We start from the raw sequence: 15,049 nt of genomic DNA on the forward strand, positions 1-15,049 counted from the left end.
TTTCGCTTAGATTACCCTTTTGGTTTGCTTTTATGCGAACTTTGTAATCTTTCGTACACGCCTGAAAGTGCTTGTTCAAACTTCCCAGTCGTTTTCGGCTTATAATATCGTTTATTCTTTATTTTATCCGGTAAGTATTGTTGCTCAACCCATCCATTCGGATAATCGTGTGGATATAAGTATCCGATGCCTCTACCTAGTGCTTCAGCACCTTTATAGTGACTATCTTTCAAATGACTCGGCACATCACCTGTTTGTCCGTTTCGTAAGTCGTGAAGTGCGGCATCAAGCGCTTTGTAGGCTGAATTTGATTTTGGAGAGAGACAAAGCTCAATTACGGCATTTGCAAGCGGAATACGAGCTTCTGGAAACCCGACGCGTTCTGCTGATTCAATTGCGGCGAGTGTACGTGGTCCAGCTTGCGGACTAGCAAGTCCAATATCTTCATATGCCATAATAAGAAGTCTTCTTCCGATACTTTGTAAGTCACCAGCTTCAATAAGTCGTGCTAAATAATGAAGAGCAGCATTTACGTCGCTACCTCGTACCGATTTTTGGAAAGCAGATAGGACGTCATAATGGGCATCTCCGCCTTTATCGTGAATGAAACTTTTTCTCTGTAAACATTCTTCTGCAATTTCTAATGTAATCTCTACCTTTTGCTCGTCTGTTGTAAAGCTAGATAAGACTGCAAGTTCAAGTGCGTTATAAGCAGAGCGCATATCTCCGCCAGAGGCATTTGCGAAGTGCTGAAGGGCTTCATCTGTAACAATTACATCATATTCACCTAAGCCTTTTTCTTTATCTTCCAGCGCTCGCTTTAAACCAATTGAAATATCATATTCTGTTAGAGCGTGTAATTCAAAGATTTGACATCGACTACGAATGGCAGAGTTAATGGCATGGAAAGGGTTGCTCGTTGTAGCTCCAATCAATGTAAGAAGCCCGCTTTCTAAATGTGGTAAGAGAAAGTCTTGTTTTGCTTTATCTAAGCGATGCACTTCATCTAAAATTAACATAAGATGGCGATGCAACTTTGCTTCTTGCACGACAACTTCCATATCTTTTTTATTATGAGTAACAGCGTTTAATAGGCGAAATGGCGTTCCTGTACTGCCAGCGATTGCACTAGCAATGGATGTTTTTCCAGTTCCGGGTGGGCCGTATAAAATCATCGATTGGAAATGGTTTGCTTGAACCATTCGCCATAAAATTTTCCCTTCACCAACTAAATGCTCTTGTCCAATAATTTCTTTAATATTTGTTGGACGCATTCGGTGTGCGAGTGGTTGTTTCATTGTAACCGTCTCCCTTAATATGTAATCTCATTCTATGTTAACATCTTTTGGGTAAAAAATTGAAATATGATGCTGTATAATATAAGTAATCTAAGTGAATATTTTTATTTTTCTATCGATTGAAATAATTCCCGAGTTTTTCAATCCGAATTTATGTTATCATTTTGATACACAAGTTGAAATTTCTTATAATACTATATTATGCTATAATTTCATAGGATTTTGATTTTTACATTGTGTTCTTCTTAAGAATAAAGATTTAACTAATAGAAGTGAAATTTTGAAAAGAGGTGCGAAATAGATGAAAATTTCAACGAAAGGCCGTTACGGCTTAACAATTATGATTGACCTTGCGAAAAAGTTTGGTGAGGGGCCGATTTCTTTAAAATCAATTGCGCAGGCGCATGACCTATCTGAACATTACTTAGAGCAACTAATCTCTCCGCTTCGTAACGCTCGTCTTGTAAAAAGTACACGCGGTGCATATGGTGGTTATGTCTTATCTGATCAACCGGCTAACATTACAGCAGGGGATGTAATCCGCGTGCTAGAAGGTCCGATTAGCGTTGTTGAAATGATAGAAGAGGAAGAACCAGCACAGCGCCAATTATGGATGCGTGTTCGTGATGCAGTACAAGAAGTATTAGATAGTACAACTTTAGAAGATTTAGTACGCTATGAGGAAGAAAATCATGGGGGTTATATGTTTTACATTTAATTCCTTGTGAAACGATTTGGAAAGAAGGAGATCTGATGGAACGCATTTACTTAGATCATGCTGCGACATCTCCGGCTCACCCAGAAGTAGTCGAAAAGATGATTCCATATATGACAGAGATATTTGGTAATCCGTCTAGTATTCATTTTTATGGACGACAAACGCGCCATGCGGTAGATGAAGCAAGACGCGCTTGTGCACGCAGCATCAATGCAAATCCAAATGAAATTATTTTTACAAGCGGTGGTACGGAGGCTGATAATTTAGCACTTTTAGGTGTAGCACGTGCGAATCGCAACAAAGGAAATCACATTATTACGACGCAAATTGAACATCACGCTATCTTGCATACATGTGAAGTGTTAGAGCGAGAAGGCTTCGAAGTGACATATTTACCTGTTGATGAAACGGGCCGTGTTCGAGTTTCTGATGTGAAAGAGGCGTTAACGGGTGAAACGATTCTTGTATCCGTTATGTTTGGGAATAATGAAGTTGGAACAGTTCAACCGATTACAGAAATTGGAGAACTGTTAAAAGAACACCAAGCTTATTTCCATACAGACGCTGTACAAGCCTACGGTTTAACAGCGATTGATGTGAAGACTTTGGGCATTGATTTATTATCAATCTCTGGGCATAAAATTAATGGTCCAAAAGGTGTAGGGTTTCTATATGCTAGCACAGGGGTGAAATTCGAACCGTTATTAACGGGCGGTGAACAAGAGCGAAAACGTCGTGCAGGTACTGAAAATGTACCTAGCATTGTTGGACTTCAGCATGCTGTTTTGCTTGCTGAAAAAACACGTGAGCAAAAAAATGCCCAATATGAAGAATTTAAGGATATAATGATATCTGTCTTTCAAAAAGAAGACATTACTTTCGAGGTAAACGGAAACTTAGAATATCGCTTACCGCATGTGTTTAATGTAAGTTTTACAGGAATGGATATTGAGCCGTTTCTTGTAAACTTAGATTTAGCAGGCATTGCAGTATCGAGTGGTTCTGCATGTACAGCTGGCTCTATTGATCCATCACATGTATTAGTGGCGATGTTTGGAAAAGATTCCGATCAAATACGTTCATCCGTACGTTTTAGTTTTGGACTTGGGAATACGAAAGAACAAGTGGAAAAAGCGGCGTACGAAACAGTGAAAATCGTGAAGCGATTCTCGCAAAACTAGCATAGGAGGTGACAAGATGAACAAACTACCTCACGAAACGCGTGTTGTCATCGGGATGTCCGGTGGCGTCGATTCATCTGTAGCGGCTCTTTTATTAAAAGAGCAAGGTTATGATGTAATCGGGATTTTTATGAAAAACTGGGATGATACAGACGAAAATGGTGTCTGTACAGCAACGGAAGATTATAATGATGTAATCGAAGTATGTAACCAAATCGGTATCCCATATTATGCAGTAAACTTTGAAAAACAATACTGGGATAAAGTATTTACGTACTTTTTAGATGAGTACCGAGCTGGTCGTACGCCAAACCCAGATGTAATGTGTAACAAAGAAATTAAATTTAAAGCCTTTCTAGAGCATGCGATTGCGCTTGGTGCGGATTATGTAGCAACAGGTCATTATGCACGTGTTGCTTATATCGATGGCGAATATAAAATGCTTCGCGGCGTTGATGATAATAAAGATCAAACATATTTCTTAAACCAACTAAGCCAAGAGCAACTATCAAAAACGATGTTTCCACTTGGTGAGTTAAAGAAGCCGCAAATTCGTGAAATGGCAAAAGAAGCTGGTTTAGCAACAGCGACGAAAAAAGATAGCACGGGTATTTGCTTTATTGGTGAACGTAACTTTAAAGATTTCTTAAGTAACTACTTACCAGCTCAGCCGGGTGTGATGCAAACATTATCTGGTGAAGTGAAAGGGAAACATGACGGTTTAATGTACTATACAATTGGACAACGTCATGGTCTTGGTATTGGTGGTAATGGTGATCCATGGTTTGCTGTTGGGAAAAACTTAAAAGAGAACATCTTATACGTTGATCAAGGATTCCATAACGAGCTTCTATACGGTGATGAAGTTATTGCTACTAATGTAGGATGGGTAAGCAACAGAGTAAAAGAAAAAGAATTTAAGTGCACAGCGAAATTCCGTTATCGCCAAGAAGATAATGGTGTAACGGTTCAAATTGTTGATGAGAATACTGTTCGCATTCTTTGCGATGAACCAATTCGTGCGATTACGCCAGGACAAGCGGTTGTTTTCTATAATGGAGATGAATGCCTGGGCGGTGCTACAATTGATGAAGTATATCGTAGTGGTAAGAAATTAGATTATTTAGGATAAAAGACGAGAAGCCTCTGCCGATTAGCGGTCAGAGGTTTCTTTCTTAAAGAGCGAATTTTTGTTCGCTCGGAAAATAGATTCTTTGTTATAATTTGTTGTAGAGGTGAGGAATATGTCAAATAAGCTTGAAGCAGGCATCCAATATATGCAAGAAGGAAACTGGGAAGAAGCAGCTAAAAACTTTACAGAAGCAATTGAAGAAAATCCGAAAGATGCGCTCGGATATATCAATTTCGCGAATTTATTAGATGTATTGGGCGATAGTGAGCGTGCGATTTTATTTTATAAACGTGCATTAGAACTAGATGAAAAATCCGCTACTGCCTATTATGGTCTTGGAAGCTTATATTATAGTCAAGAGCAATTTAAAGAAGCGAAAGAAATGTTTGAGCAGGCGATGCAAGCTGGCTTACAATCAGCAGATGTGACATTTATGCTTGGAATGACACAGGTGCAGCTTGGAGATGATCGTCTTGCGCTGCCATTTTTACAAAGAGCAGCTGAACTTGATGAGACAGACGTAGAAGCAGTATTCCAATGCGGATTATGCTTTGCAAGGTTAGAACATATTCAATACGCAAAACCTTATTTTGAAAAGGTATTACAAATGGATGAAGAGCATGCAGATGCGTATTATAATTTAGGTGTTACTTACGTATTTGAAGATGATAATGAGAAGGCACTTGCTTTATTTAAGAAGGCAACTGAAATTCAACCAGATCACTTTTTAGCAGGGAACGGCATTCGTTTATTAGAGCAAGAAGCTGAATAAAAGTTGTACTTTAATGTGCAGTTATCCTTCATCTCATTATAAAAAATGAGGTGGGGGTTTTACTGCTCGTTAGGGTGAGGGAAACCGGAAAGGAGAGAAAAGATGGGAAATCAACATGCAATGGATTTGTTTGAGGAAGAGAAAAAATTTATAAAAGCACAAGTTCTTCATACCATTTTCCACAACGAAGAAAACCTCTATTCCGTTGTCAGTATGAAAATCATTGAAACCAATGAAACATATGACGAAAAAAAAGTGATGATTAATGGTCATTTCCCCCGTATGCATGAAGATGAAGTATTTACATTGACAGGTCACTTTAAAGACCATCCAAAGTACGGAAAGCAATACTTAGTTGAAACATTTAAAAAAGAATTACCTCAAACAAAAACAGGTATGGTGCAATATTTAGCTAGTGATTTATTTAAAGGAATTGGGAAGCGAACAGCAGAAAAGATTGTTGACCATCTCGGAGAACATGCAATTTCTAAAATTATGGACGATCCAACTGCATTAGAAGGTGTAGTAAACAAGCAGAAAGCCCAAGAAATTTATGACACAATCATTGAACATCAAGGTCTGGAAAAGGTCATGAGCTTTTTAAATGGTTATGGTTTTGGAACGAAGCTTTCGATTAAGATTTATCAGCAATACAAAGAAATGACACTTGAAGTCATTCGAAATAATCCGTATCAGCTTATTGAAGAAGTTGATGGAATCGGTTTTGGAAGAGCTGATGATATAGGAAGAGCGCTTGGTATATCAGGGAATCATAATGACCGTGTACGTGCCGGATGTTTCTATACGCTAGAAAATGTTTCACTGCAAGATGGGCATGTATTTATGGAAAAAGGCCAACTTGTTAGAGAAACGATTTCACTTTTAAATAAGCAAGAGGGTTCTGTGACGGAAGACGATGTAGTGCAATGTATTGAAATGATGCAAGGAGAAGGGAAAGTGATTATTGAAGACGAGCGCATTTATTTAGCTTCTTTGTTTTATTCTGAAAAGGGTGTTGTCAAATCAATTCGTCGTCTCATGAATCAAGAAGAGACGCCTTCATTTCCTGAAGCAGAAGTACTATTAACGTTGGGGAAAATTGAAGAGCAGCTAAAAGTACAATATGCGCCGCTTCAGCAAGAAGCAATTCAAACTGCACTTCATAAACCGATGATGTTATTAACCGGTGGACCTGGTACAGGAAAGACAACTGTAATTAAAGGGATTGTTGAAATGTATGCTTCCTTGCATGGTTTATCATTAAACCCGAAAGATTACAGTGATGATAATCCGTTTCCGATTTTGTTAACAGCTCCGACAGGCCGTGCTGCAAAGAGAATGAGTGAGTCGACAGGGCTTCCTGCTTGTACAATTCATCGCTTACTTGGTTGGACACCAGAAGGATCTTTCCAGCGTAACGAAACGGATCCGGTGCAAGGAAAGTTACTAATTATAGATGAATTTTCAATGGTTGATATTTGGCTTGCAAATCAACTGTTTAAATCATTACCAACAAATATTCAAGTCATTATTGTAGGTGATGAAGATCAATTGCCATCAGTAGGACCTGGACAAGTGTTGAAAGATTTGTTAGATGCGGGTGCGATCCCGACAGTGAAGTTAACAGAAATTTATCGTCAAGCAGAAGGATCATCTGTTATTCAGCTTGCCCATGCGATAAAAAAAGGAACGCTCCCACCAGACTTAGCGCAAAACAAAAAAGATCGTTCGTTTATTGGTTGCTCAGGTGCTCAAATTGTTGAAGTTGTAAAGCAGGTATGTGAAAACGCAAAAACGAAAGGATTTAGCGCAAGAGATGTGCAAGTATTAGCGCCTATGTATCGCGGGCCAGCGGGGATTAATGTGTTAAATGAGGCGCTCCAAGAAGTATTTAATCCGAAAAAAGAAAAGAGTAGGGAAATTGCTTACGGTGATGTTATGTACCGAACGGGGGATAAAGTTCTTCAACTCGTAAATCAGCCGGAAAGCCAAGTGTTTAATGGTGACATTGGAGAAATTGTTTCTGTATTTTATGCGAAAGAAAATGTCGAGAAACAAGATATGGTTGTTGTTTCATTTGATGGGATTGAAGTAACGTATATAAAGCCAGATTTAAATCAAATTACACATGCGTATTGCTGCTCGATTCATAAATCACAGGGAAGTGAATTTCCAATTGTAATTATGCCGATTGTAAAGAGTTACTATCGTATGCTGCGCCGAAATTTAATTTATACAGGTATTACGAGAAGTAAAAAGTTTTTAATTATTTGCGGAGAAGAATCAGCTTTTCAATCTGGCGTGAATCGTCTCGATGATTCGATGCGGCAAACGACGTTAGCTGGTCGCTTGCAGGAATCAAAAGGAGAAGTACAAATGGTTACGATTGATGGCCAGGAGATGGATGTGGAAAACATTTCACCGTATGATTTTATGTAGCAAGGTGAGATTATATAGTGAACCTTTCAACATGTGTAACGTTATTTTGAAAGTGTAAGGCAGTTCTAGTATGTATAAATGAATGCAGTTTGGACATAATGGCGAATAGAATCTGGGAGACTGTAAGGAGATGAAAGCCATATGTTCAGTTGTCCAAATTGCAAAGGGAAAGATATTGGAAAAATAGGTGTCAACCAATTTTATTGCTGGAACTGTTATATTGAATTATCGGTTTCAAAGGGGAAAATCCATACGCATCAAGTAGAAGAAGATGGCTCGCTTAGTTCTCTTGATGATTTATTTGATGAGAATGAACGAACCATCGGATAATCAAAAGGGGGATTTACTTTGAACGTACGCAATTCATTAATCGCATTAGGTATTGGAGCTGCGGCATATCAATATGCACGTAAACAAGATATGTTTTCAAAGCGCAATATGAAAAGAGCGCGTAAAATGATTAAGTCTTATCTATAATTATTTCTACAAAGTGAAAAAACTCCCTTATTCATTAGGGAGTTTTTCATGTGCTCGTATATAAATAAAATAGTCCAATTTCAGAAAAAAGATAAGAAAGTCCGTAACATCCAACGCCGAGAACTCCGTAATACCATAGCTGTTTCGCGCGTTCTTTTCGCGTTGAACGTGTGAAAAGTCCTTTCCAAATGCCAAAGCCAATGCAAACCCATTCTAGTATCATGAATAGTGCTGAAAGAATCAACATGAACCAAACCATTTTATTCCTCCTTACCTATTTGTAAGCCTACCGAAATGCTTGTCCGTATGATGTTAAATATATGTAAGTTTTTTTAAAACAGTATGGTCCGCACGAAATTATTTTAGTCCAGTTATTTTTTTAAAGTTTTGCACATAACCTTCTCTATTTCTTTTCAAAATAAGAGGGGAGGAGGTTTTTCATTTGAAGAATCTTAAAATTATTTGGATCTATCGATTAGGATTATTGTTATTAGTGTTTCTATGTTTACTCGTTTTTTTAAAAATCAAGCCATTATGGGCGCCGATTATATTTGTTTTTAAAGTAGCGATTACACCATTTTTTATTGCTTGTTTCATTGCGTATTTACTGCATCCCTTAATTGAAAAATTACATAAAGAAGGAATGCCACGGACGCTTGCAATTTTGCTTATTTATATTCTTTTTTTCGGTGGTCTTGGCTATGGGATTTATAAAGGGACACCGATTGTTATTAATCAGTTACAGGAAATTAATAAGCAATTCCCTCAATTTCTAAAAATGTATGATTCATGGATGGATGGTGTAACAGAACAAACAGATAATTTTCCCTCGTTTATTCATGAGAAAGTAAAACAAATTTTTGTTGGAATCGAAATGAAGTTACAGGCGTTATTAAATAAAGTGATGAGTACGGCCCGCGGTGTACTTGATTCATTGCTTATCATTTTCTTAATTCCGTTCATTGTATTTTACATACTGAAAGATTATGGGGAATTTTATCATATTTTTTGGAAGTTGATTCCGAGTAAATGGCGTGGTACAGGACAAGTATTGGCAAAAGAAATTGATAAGTCATTAGGGAGCTATATTCGCGGGCAATTATTTGTTTGTTTAATTTTAGGGAGTGTGTCCGCCCTTGCATTTTGGTTTATCGGTATGAAGTATCCTTTACTGCTTGGTATCATTGTTGGAATTACCGATATTATTCCTTACTTTGGACCAATTTTAGGGGCGATTCCAACATTGATGATTGCAGCAACGATATCCACAAATCTTTTTATTAAAGCGGGTATAGCTCTTGCTATTTTACAATTCGTTGAAAGTAATATTTTATCGCCGTATATTGTTGGGAAATCGCTTCGTATGCATCCGGTTGTGATTATGTTGGCATTGCTTGTTGGGGGAGAAATAGGTGGGATTGTCGGTCTTTTGATATCAGTGCCTATTTTAGCTGTGATTCGAACAGTCGTTGTTCATATAAAGCCGCTCTGGAAACATTGACAAATGGAAACGGATTCGCTACAATTTTGGCATATAGCATAAACTTATATAAGTTTATATAATAAATGTATAGTATATGATTTTAAATTGATGACGGAACGAGTATGTCACAGTCCATTTTTAGAGAGAAACTTCCATCGGCTGAAAGAAGTTTTAAATGAAGGGTGACAGAACGCTAATCCTGAGAGCAGCTAATCCCTGCCGTCTTGCCACGTTACGGCGCCATGAGGTGATGAACCGAGATTGTAAAGATCGGTTCATAATTAGGGTGGTATCGCGAGTTAACTCTCGTCCCTTTTATAGGGACGGGAGTTTTTTGTTTTTATGGAATTTCTTAAAGGAGGAAATATAGATGAAACAATTAACAGGAGCACAAATTCGTCAAATGTTTTTAGACTTTTTCGAGGAAAAAGGGCATGCAATTGAACCAAGTGCATCATTAGTTCCGCATGAGGATCCATCTCTTTTATGGATCAACAGTGGTGTAGCAACATTAAAGAAATACTTTGATGGCCGTGTAATCCCGCAAAACCCACGTATTACGAATGCACAAAAATCAATTCGTACAAATGATATTGAAAACGTTGGGAAAACAGCTCGTCACCATACATTCTTTGAAATGTTAGGAAACTTCTCAATTGGTGACTACTTTAAAGAAGAAGCAATTACATGGGCTTGGGAATTCTTAACAAGCGATAAATGGATTGGATTCGATAAAGAGTTACTATCTGTTACAATTCATCCAGAAGATGATGAAGCATTTGCAATTTGGAATGAGAAAATGGGTGTTCCGAAAGAGCGCATTATTCGTTTAGAAGAAAACTTCTGGGATATTGGTGAAGGCCCAAGTGGACCGAACACAGAAATTTTCTATGACCGTGGTGAAGCTTACGGCAATGATTTTAGTGACCCAGAATTATATCCAGGTGGAGAAAATGAGCGTTATTTAGAAGTGTGGAACCTTGTATTCTCTCAATTTAACCATAATCCAGATGGCTCATATACGCCACTTCCAAAGAAAAACATCGATACAGGGATGGGTCTAGAGCGTATGACATCTATCGTTCAAGATGTACCTACAAACTTTGATACAGACCTATTTATGCCAATGATTGGTGCAACAGAATCAATCTCTGGTGAGAAGTATCGCAATGGCGATGTAGAAAAAGATATGGCGTTTAAAGTGATCGCTGACCACATTCGTACAGTAACATTCGCTGTAGGTGATGGTGCTCTCCCTTCTAATGAAGGCCGTGGTTATGTATTACGTCGCTTATTACGCCGCGCTGTACGTTATGCGAAGAAATTAAACATTAACCGTCCATTCATGTTTGAATTAGTACCGGTTGTTGGCGAAGTAATGAAAGATTTCTATCCAGAAGTTCTTGAAAAGAAAGATTTCATTGCAAAAGTTGTAAAAAATGAAGAAGAGCGTTTCCATGAAACTCTTCATGATGGCGAAGCAATTTTAGCAGAAGTAATTGCAAAAGCGAAAGAAGAAAAAACAACTGTTATTTCTGGAGTAGACGCGTTCCGTCTATACGACACATACGGCTTCCCGATTGAATTAACAGAAGAATATGCAGAAGAAGCTGGTATGACAGTTGATAATGAAGGCTTTGAAGCTGAAATGGAAAAACAACGTGAGCGTGCACGTGCTGCTCGTCAAGACGTTGATTCTATGCAAGTTCAAGGTGGCGTACTTGGAGAAATTAAAGTAGCGAGTGAATTCGTTGGTTATGGTACAGTTGCGGTAGAAAGTAATGTTGTTGCGCTTGTGAAAAATGGCGAGTATACAGATAGCTTACAAGCAGGAGAAGAAGGACAATTAATGCTTGATGTAACACCATTCTATGCTGAGAGCGGTGGACAAATCGCAGACCGCGGTTATCTTCTTGCTGACGGTGTAAAAGTCCTTGTAAAAGACGTACAAAAAGCACCAAATGGTCAAAACTTACACAAAGTAGTTGTAGAAGAAGGTACATTAACAAAAGAAGCAGCTGTAAAAGCTGTTATTGATACGAAGAACCGTAGCAGTGTTGTGAAAAACCATACAGCAACTCACCTATTGCATCAGGCACTAAAAGATGTACTTGGAACACATGTTAACCAAGCTGGTTCTCTTGTAACATCAGAACGCTTGCGCTTTGACTTCTCTCACTTCGGTCAAGTACAAGCTGACGAATTAGAAAAAATTGAGCGTATTGTAAACGAGAAAATTTGGGAAAGTATTGATGTTGAGATTTCTCAAAAAGCAATTGAAGAAGCAAAAGAAATGGGTGCAATGGCATTATTCGGTGAAAAATACGGAGATGTTGTACGCGTTGTCCAAGTTGGGGATTACAGCTTAGAACTTTGTGGTGGTTGTCACGTTGATAACACAGCATCTATCGGTATTTTCAAAATTGTTGCTGAGTCTGGTATCGGAGCAGGAACGCGTCGTATTGAGGCAGTAACTGGTAAATCTGCATATGAGTTAATGAACGACCAAGTAGGTTTATTAAAAGAAGCTGCAGGGAAAATGAAAACAAATCCGAAAGATATTTTAACAAGAGTAGATGGTCTGTTTGCTGAAGTGAAACAACTTCAGAAAGAGAATGAATCCCTTGCTGCTAAATTAAGTAACATTGAAGCAGGAAGCTTAACAGATTCAGTGCTTACAGTTGATGGAGTGAATGTATTAGCAACAAAAGTAAATGTGGCAGACATGAATAACTTACGTACAATGATGGATGACCTGAAAAATAAATTAGAGTCTGCAGTCGTTGTATTAGCAGCTGTAAATGATGATAAAGTGAATATTCTAGCAGGTGTAACGAAAGATTTAATCGAACAAGGTTACCATGCAGGTAAACTTGTGAAAGAAGTTGCTTCTCGCTGCGGTGGTGGCGGTGGTGGCCGTCCTGACATGGCTCAAGCAGGCGGTAAAAACCCAGCGCAAGTGGATGAAGCTTTAGCATTTGTAGAAGAGTACGTTAAATCTGTTTCAAAATAAAGAGAGAGTAGTGTACAATAGTAGGGAGAGGAGAAATTCTTCTCCCTATACTTACTACTTATAAGTGAGGTGCTTAAAATGGACGGTTTTGATAAAACAATGAAGTTTAACTTTCAAGATGAAAAACAGAGTGTCCATGTAAATGATGTACTTTTAACTGTGTATGATGCACTTCAAGAAAAAGGCTATAATCCGATTAACCAAATTGTCGGTTATTTATTAAGTGGAGACCCAGCATACATACCTCGTCATAAAGATGCACGAAGCATTATTCGCAAGTTAGAACGTGATGAATTGATTGAAGAGCTTGTGAAGTCTTATTTGAAACAACATCGTGAGGAGTAGTTTATGCGGATATTAGGTTTAGATGTTGGTACAAAAACAGTCGGTGTTGCGATTAGCGACGAAATGGGCTGGACAGCACAAGGCTTAGAAACGATTAAAATCAATGAAGAACGAGAAATTTTCGGTTTTGATCGGGTTTCTGAGTTAGTAAAACAGTACAATGTGGACAAGATAGTAGTAGGATTGCCCAAAAACATGAATGGTACGATTGGTCCACGTGGTGAAGCGTGTCAGCGATATGCTGAAAGTTTGCGTGAACTTCTGCAATTAGAAGTTGTATTGTGGGACGAGCGTCTGTCAACAATGGCAGCGGAACGTCTTCTTATTTCGGCTGATGTAAGTCGAAAGAAGCGGAAGCAAGTTATCGATAAGATGGCGGCAGTCGTGATTTTACAAGGATATTTAGATAGTAAATAAGAGGTGACCAAAATGGAAGAAAATCAAATTACAATTGTAGACGAAAAAGGAAACGAACATTTATGTGAAATTATTTTCACTTTTGATGCTGAAAAATTTGGGAATAAATCTTATGTAGTCTTCTCACCAATTGGTGAAGTTGATGAAGATGGAGATCCAATTTACGATGCAATGGCATATGAGCAAAACGAAGAAGAGTCAGGTGGAACATTACTTCCAATCGAATCTGAAGAAGAGTGGGAAATGGTACAAGAAATGTTTAACACGCTTGCTGAAGAAGAAGAGGACGAAGAGTAATTTAGGTGAAAAGATGGACTGTACATACTACAGACCATCTTTTTTTGTATTCTTGTGCAAAATGACAGATTTTTTGTCGAAACTACATAATTGTTTATAGTATAATGAGACGGATTGTATAAAACAAAAACTATCTGCAAATGAATGAGTTTTGCTTTGGGTTTGTAGGGCATTGTATAGAGGGAGTACATATGGTCTACAATGGAATAAGGAGGAAGAATTTTGATAGAGAATCAAGTAAAGAAGAAATGTAGACGTAGTTTTCTAATTGCGATTATTGCGCTACTCGTAGTCTGCGGGTCTGTCTATGTGTATATTTCATCTGCGTTACAACCAGTTGATAGCGAGAATAAAAAAGAGATTGAAGTAGAGATTCCAAAAGGTTCATCTACAAGTAAAATTGGAGAGATTTTGGAAGAAAAAGGCGCAATTAAAAACGGTACAGTATTTAGTTTTTATGCAAAAGCAAAATCTAAAAATTTGCAAGCTGGTACCTATTTATTGAACTCGTCAATGAATGTAGAAGAAGTAATGGAACAAATGTCATCAGGTAATGTACATCGCCCAGTTGCTTATAAACTGACGATTAAAGAAGGCGCACAAGTTGTTGAGATTGCCGATATCATTGCGAAAGAACTGAAATGGAATAAAGATGATGTTGTGCGTCAATTAAACGATAAGGCATTTATTCAAAAGATGCAGCAAAAGTATCCGGTATTATTAACGAACAAAATTTTTGATGGGAATATTAAATATCCATTAGAAGGTTATTTATATCCAGCAACGTATTCTTTCTATAAAAAAGATACGACTTTAGAAGAAATTGTAACGCCGATGCTTGAAAAAACGAATGCATTAATTGTTCAAAATGAGGCGAAAATGAAAGAGAAGAAGTGGGATGTTCATCAGCTTTTAACATTGTCTTCACTCATTGAAGAAGAGGCGACTGGTTTTACAGACCGTCAAAAAATTTCTAGTGTCTTTTACAATCGTTTAGCTAAAGGGATGCCACTCCAAACAGATCCGACAGTATTATATGCACTTGGAAAGCATAAACAACGTGTATTGTATGAAGATTTAAAAGTAAATTCACCTTATAATACATATGTTGTAAAAGGGTTACCTGTTGGTCCGATTGCTAACTCTGGTAAGCATTCTGTGCAAGCAGCGTTAGAACCAGCGCGAACAGATTATTATTATTTCTTAGCAGCACCAAGCGGTGAAGTGTATTATGCGAAAACGTTAGAAGAACATAATGCATTGAAACAAAAATATATTACACAAAAGAAATGAAAATAGGAGGGAGCGCGAAAAGGGTCGCATATCCCTCTTTTTTATGGTAAAATATATCGGGTTAAAAACTGGAAGAAGAATCGTTTTTAATATCAAAACGGGACGTACAAGCTAAGGATGAAGCTGGCTTGTATTTTTATTGCATTCTATGTGTGAAAAGACAAAGACTGACACGTCATAGAGG

General features: G+C 37.9%; 15 protein-coding genes and 1 other annotated feature. Of the genes, 13 read left to right on the forward strand and 2 right to left on the reverse strand.

Features of this window, described 5'->3' with window-relative positions; all coding sequences use genetic code 11:
- Positions 1-11: 11 nt before the first annotated feature.
- Positions 12-1,298 carry a replication-associated recombination protein A gene (locus AC1M36_RS06145; protein ID WP_479845653.1) on the reverse strand — a complete coding sequence of 429 codons (1,287 nt, stop codon included), beginning with the start codon at positions 1,296-1,298 and terminating at the stop codon, positions 12-14.
- A gap of 301 nt (positions 1,299-1,599) precedes the next feature.
- Between AC1M36_RS06145 and cymR the strand changes: the two genes are divergently transcribed.
- From cymR to AC1M36_RS06180, 7 genes are all read left to right on the forward strand, one after another.
- Complete coding sequence (cymR, locus tag AC1M36_RS06150; protein ID WP_000704116.1) at positions 1,600-2,016, forward strand: cysteine metabolism transcriptional regulator CymR; 417 nt, start codon at positions 1,600-1,602, stop codon at positions 2,014-2,016.
- A gap of 35 nt (positions 2,017-2,051) precedes the next feature.
- Complete coding sequence (locus AC1M36_RS06155) at positions 2,052-3,197, forward strand: cysteine desulfurase family protein (RefSeq protein WP_336450200.1); 1,146 nt, start codon at positions 2,052-2,054, stop codon at positions 3,195-3,197.
- Positions 3,198-3,213: 16 nt separating this feature from the next.
- Entirely contained in the window at positions 3,214-4,329 is a 1,116-nt protein-coding gene (gene mnmA, locus AC1M36_RS06160) for a tRNA 2-thiouridine(34) synthase MnmA (protein ID WP_336450199.1), read from the forward strand.
- 112 nt (positions 4,330-4,441) lie between these two features.
- Positions 4,442-5,101 carry a tetratricopeptide repeat protein gene (locus tag AC1M36_RS06165; RefSeq protein ID WP_336450198.1) on the forward strand — a complete coding sequence of 220 codons (660 nt, stop codon included), beginning with the start codon at positions 4,442-4,444 and terminating at the stop codon, positions 5,099-5,101.
- Between the two features lie 102 nt (positions 5,102-5,203).
- A complete protein-coding gene (gene recD2 / locus AC1M36_RS06170) occupies positions 5,204-7,540 on the forward strand; it encodes an SF1B family DNA helicase RecD2 (RefSeq protein WP_336450197.1) in 2,337 nt (778 codons plus the stop codon).
- Between the two features lie 141 nt (positions 7,541-7,681).
- Positions 7,682-7,870 carry a hypothetical protein gene (locus tag AC1M36_RS06175; protein ID WP_000490499.1) on the forward strand — a complete coding sequence of 63 codons (189 nt, stop codon included), beginning with the start codon at positions 7,682-7,684 and terminating at the stop codon, positions 7,868-7,870.
- Positions 7,871-7,888: 18 nt separating this feature from the next.
- Complete coding sequence (locus tag AC1M36_RS06180) at positions 7,889-8,017, forward strand: YrzQ family protein (RefSeq protein WP_098490228.1); 129 nt, start codon at positions 7,889-7,891, stop codon at positions 8,015-8,017.
- 46 nt (positions 8,018-8,063) lie between these two features.
- Here the strand turns inward: AC1M36_RS06180 and AC1M36_RS06185 are convergent, their stop codons facing one another.
- Positions 8,064-8,276 (reverse strand): hypothetical protein, encoded by a 213-nt coding sequence (locus AC1M36_RS06185; RefSeq protein WP_336450196.1) that lies wholly within the window; start codon positions 8,274-8,276, stop codon positions 8,064-8,066.
- Between the two features lie 183 nt (positions 8,277-8,459).
- Between AC1M36_RS06185 and AC1M36_RS06190 the strand changes: the two genes are divergently transcribed.
- The 6 genes from AC1M36_RS06190 to mltG all read left to right on the forward strand — a co-directional run bounded on the left by AC1M36_RS06190 (position 8,460) and on the right by mltG (position 14,865).
- Positions 8,460-9,518, forward strand: coding sequence for an AI-2E family transporter (locus AC1M36_RS06190; RefSeq protein ID WP_336450195.1), 1,059 nt, complete (start codon positions 8,460-8,462; stop codon positions 9,516-9,518).
- Positions 9,519-9,599: 81 nt separating this feature from the next.
- Positions 9,600-9,817, forward strand: a binding site (T-box leader).
- A gap of 53 nt (positions 9,818-9,870) precedes the next feature.
- Positions 9,871-12,513, forward strand: coding sequence for an alanine--tRNA ligase (alaS, locus tag AC1M36_RS06195; protein WP_336450194.1), 2,643 nt, complete (start codon positions 9,871-9,873; stop codon positions 12,511-12,513).
- A gap of 78 nt (positions 12,514-12,591) precedes the next feature.
- Positions 12,592-12,858: an IreB family regulatory phosphoprotein gene (locus AC1M36_RS06200; protein WP_000348589.1), complete on the forward strand. Its 267-nt coding sequence runs from the start codon at positions 12,592-12,594 to the stop codon at positions 12,856-12,858.
- 3 nt (positions 12,859-12,861) lie between these two features.
- Positions 12,862-13,275, forward strand: coding sequence for a Holliday junction resolvase RuvX (gene ruvX / locus AC1M36_RS06205; protein WP_336450193.1), 414 nt, complete (start codon positions 12,862-12,864; stop codon positions 13,273-13,275).
- 12 nt (positions 13,276-13,287) lie between these two features.
- Positions 13,288-13,572 carry a DUF1292 domain-containing protein gene (locus tag AC1M36_RS06210; RefSeq protein WP_336450192.1) on the forward strand — a complete coding sequence of 95 codons (285 nt, stop codon included), beginning with the start codon at positions 13,288-13,290 and terminating at the stop codon, positions 13,570-13,572.
- A 222-nt stretch (positions 13,573-13,794) separates the two neighbouring features.
- Entirely contained in the window at positions 13,795-14,865 is a 1,071-nt protein-coding gene (mltG, locus tag AC1M36_RS06215) for an endolytic transglycosylase MltG (RefSeq protein WP_479845654.1), read from the forward strand.
- Positions 14,866-15,049: the final 184 nt, after the last annotated feature.

The organism is Bacillus sp. Medicinal_06, assembly GCF_056711665.1.

Coding starts and splice junctions, on each gene's coding strand:
- AC1M36_RS06175 (WP_000490499.1), top strand. CDS start 7,682: ATGTTCAGTTGTCCAAATTGCAAAGGGAAAGATATTGGAAAAATAGGT.
- AC1M36_RS06210 (WP_336450192.1), top strand. CDS start 13,288: ATGGAAGAAAATCAAATTACAATTGTAGACGAAAAAGGAAACGAACAT.
- recD2 (WP_336450197.1), top strand. CDS start 5,204: ATGGGAAATCAACATGCAATGGATTTGTTTGAGGAAGAGAAAAAATTT.
- AC1M36_RS06200 (WP_000348589.1), top strand. CDS start 12,592: ATGGACGGTTTTGATAAAACAATGAAGTTTAACTTTCAAGATGAAAAA.
- AC1M36_RS06155 (WP_336450200.1), top strand. CDS start 2,052: ATGGAACGCATTTACTTAGATCATGCTGCGACATCTCCGGCTCACCCA.
- mnmA (WP_336450199.1), top strand. CDS start 3,214: ATGAACAAACTACCTCACGAAACGCGTGTTGTCATCGGGATGTCCGGT.
- ruvX (WP_336450193.1), top strand. CDS start 12,862: ATGCGGATATTAGGTTTAGATGTTGGTACAAAAACAGTCGGTGTTGCG.
- AC1M36_RS06145 (WP_479845653.1), bottom strand. CDS start 1,298: ATGAAACAACCACTCGCACACCGAATGCGTCCAACAAATATTAAAGAA.
- AC1M36_RS06185 (WP_336450196.1), bottom strand. CDS start 8,276: ATGGTTTGGTTCATGTTGATTCTTTCAGCACTATTCATGATACTAGAA.
- alaS (WP_336450194.1), top strand. CDS start 9,871: ATGAAACAATTAACAGGAGCACAAATTCGTCAAATGTTTTTAGACTTT.
- cymR (WP_000704116.1), top strand. CDS start 1,600: ATGAAAATTTCAACGAAAGGCCGTTACGGCTTAACAATTATGATTGAC.
- AC1M36_RS06165 (WP_336450198.1), top strand. CDS start 4,442: ATGTCAAATAAGCTTGAAGCAGGCATCCAATATATGCAAGAAGGAAAC.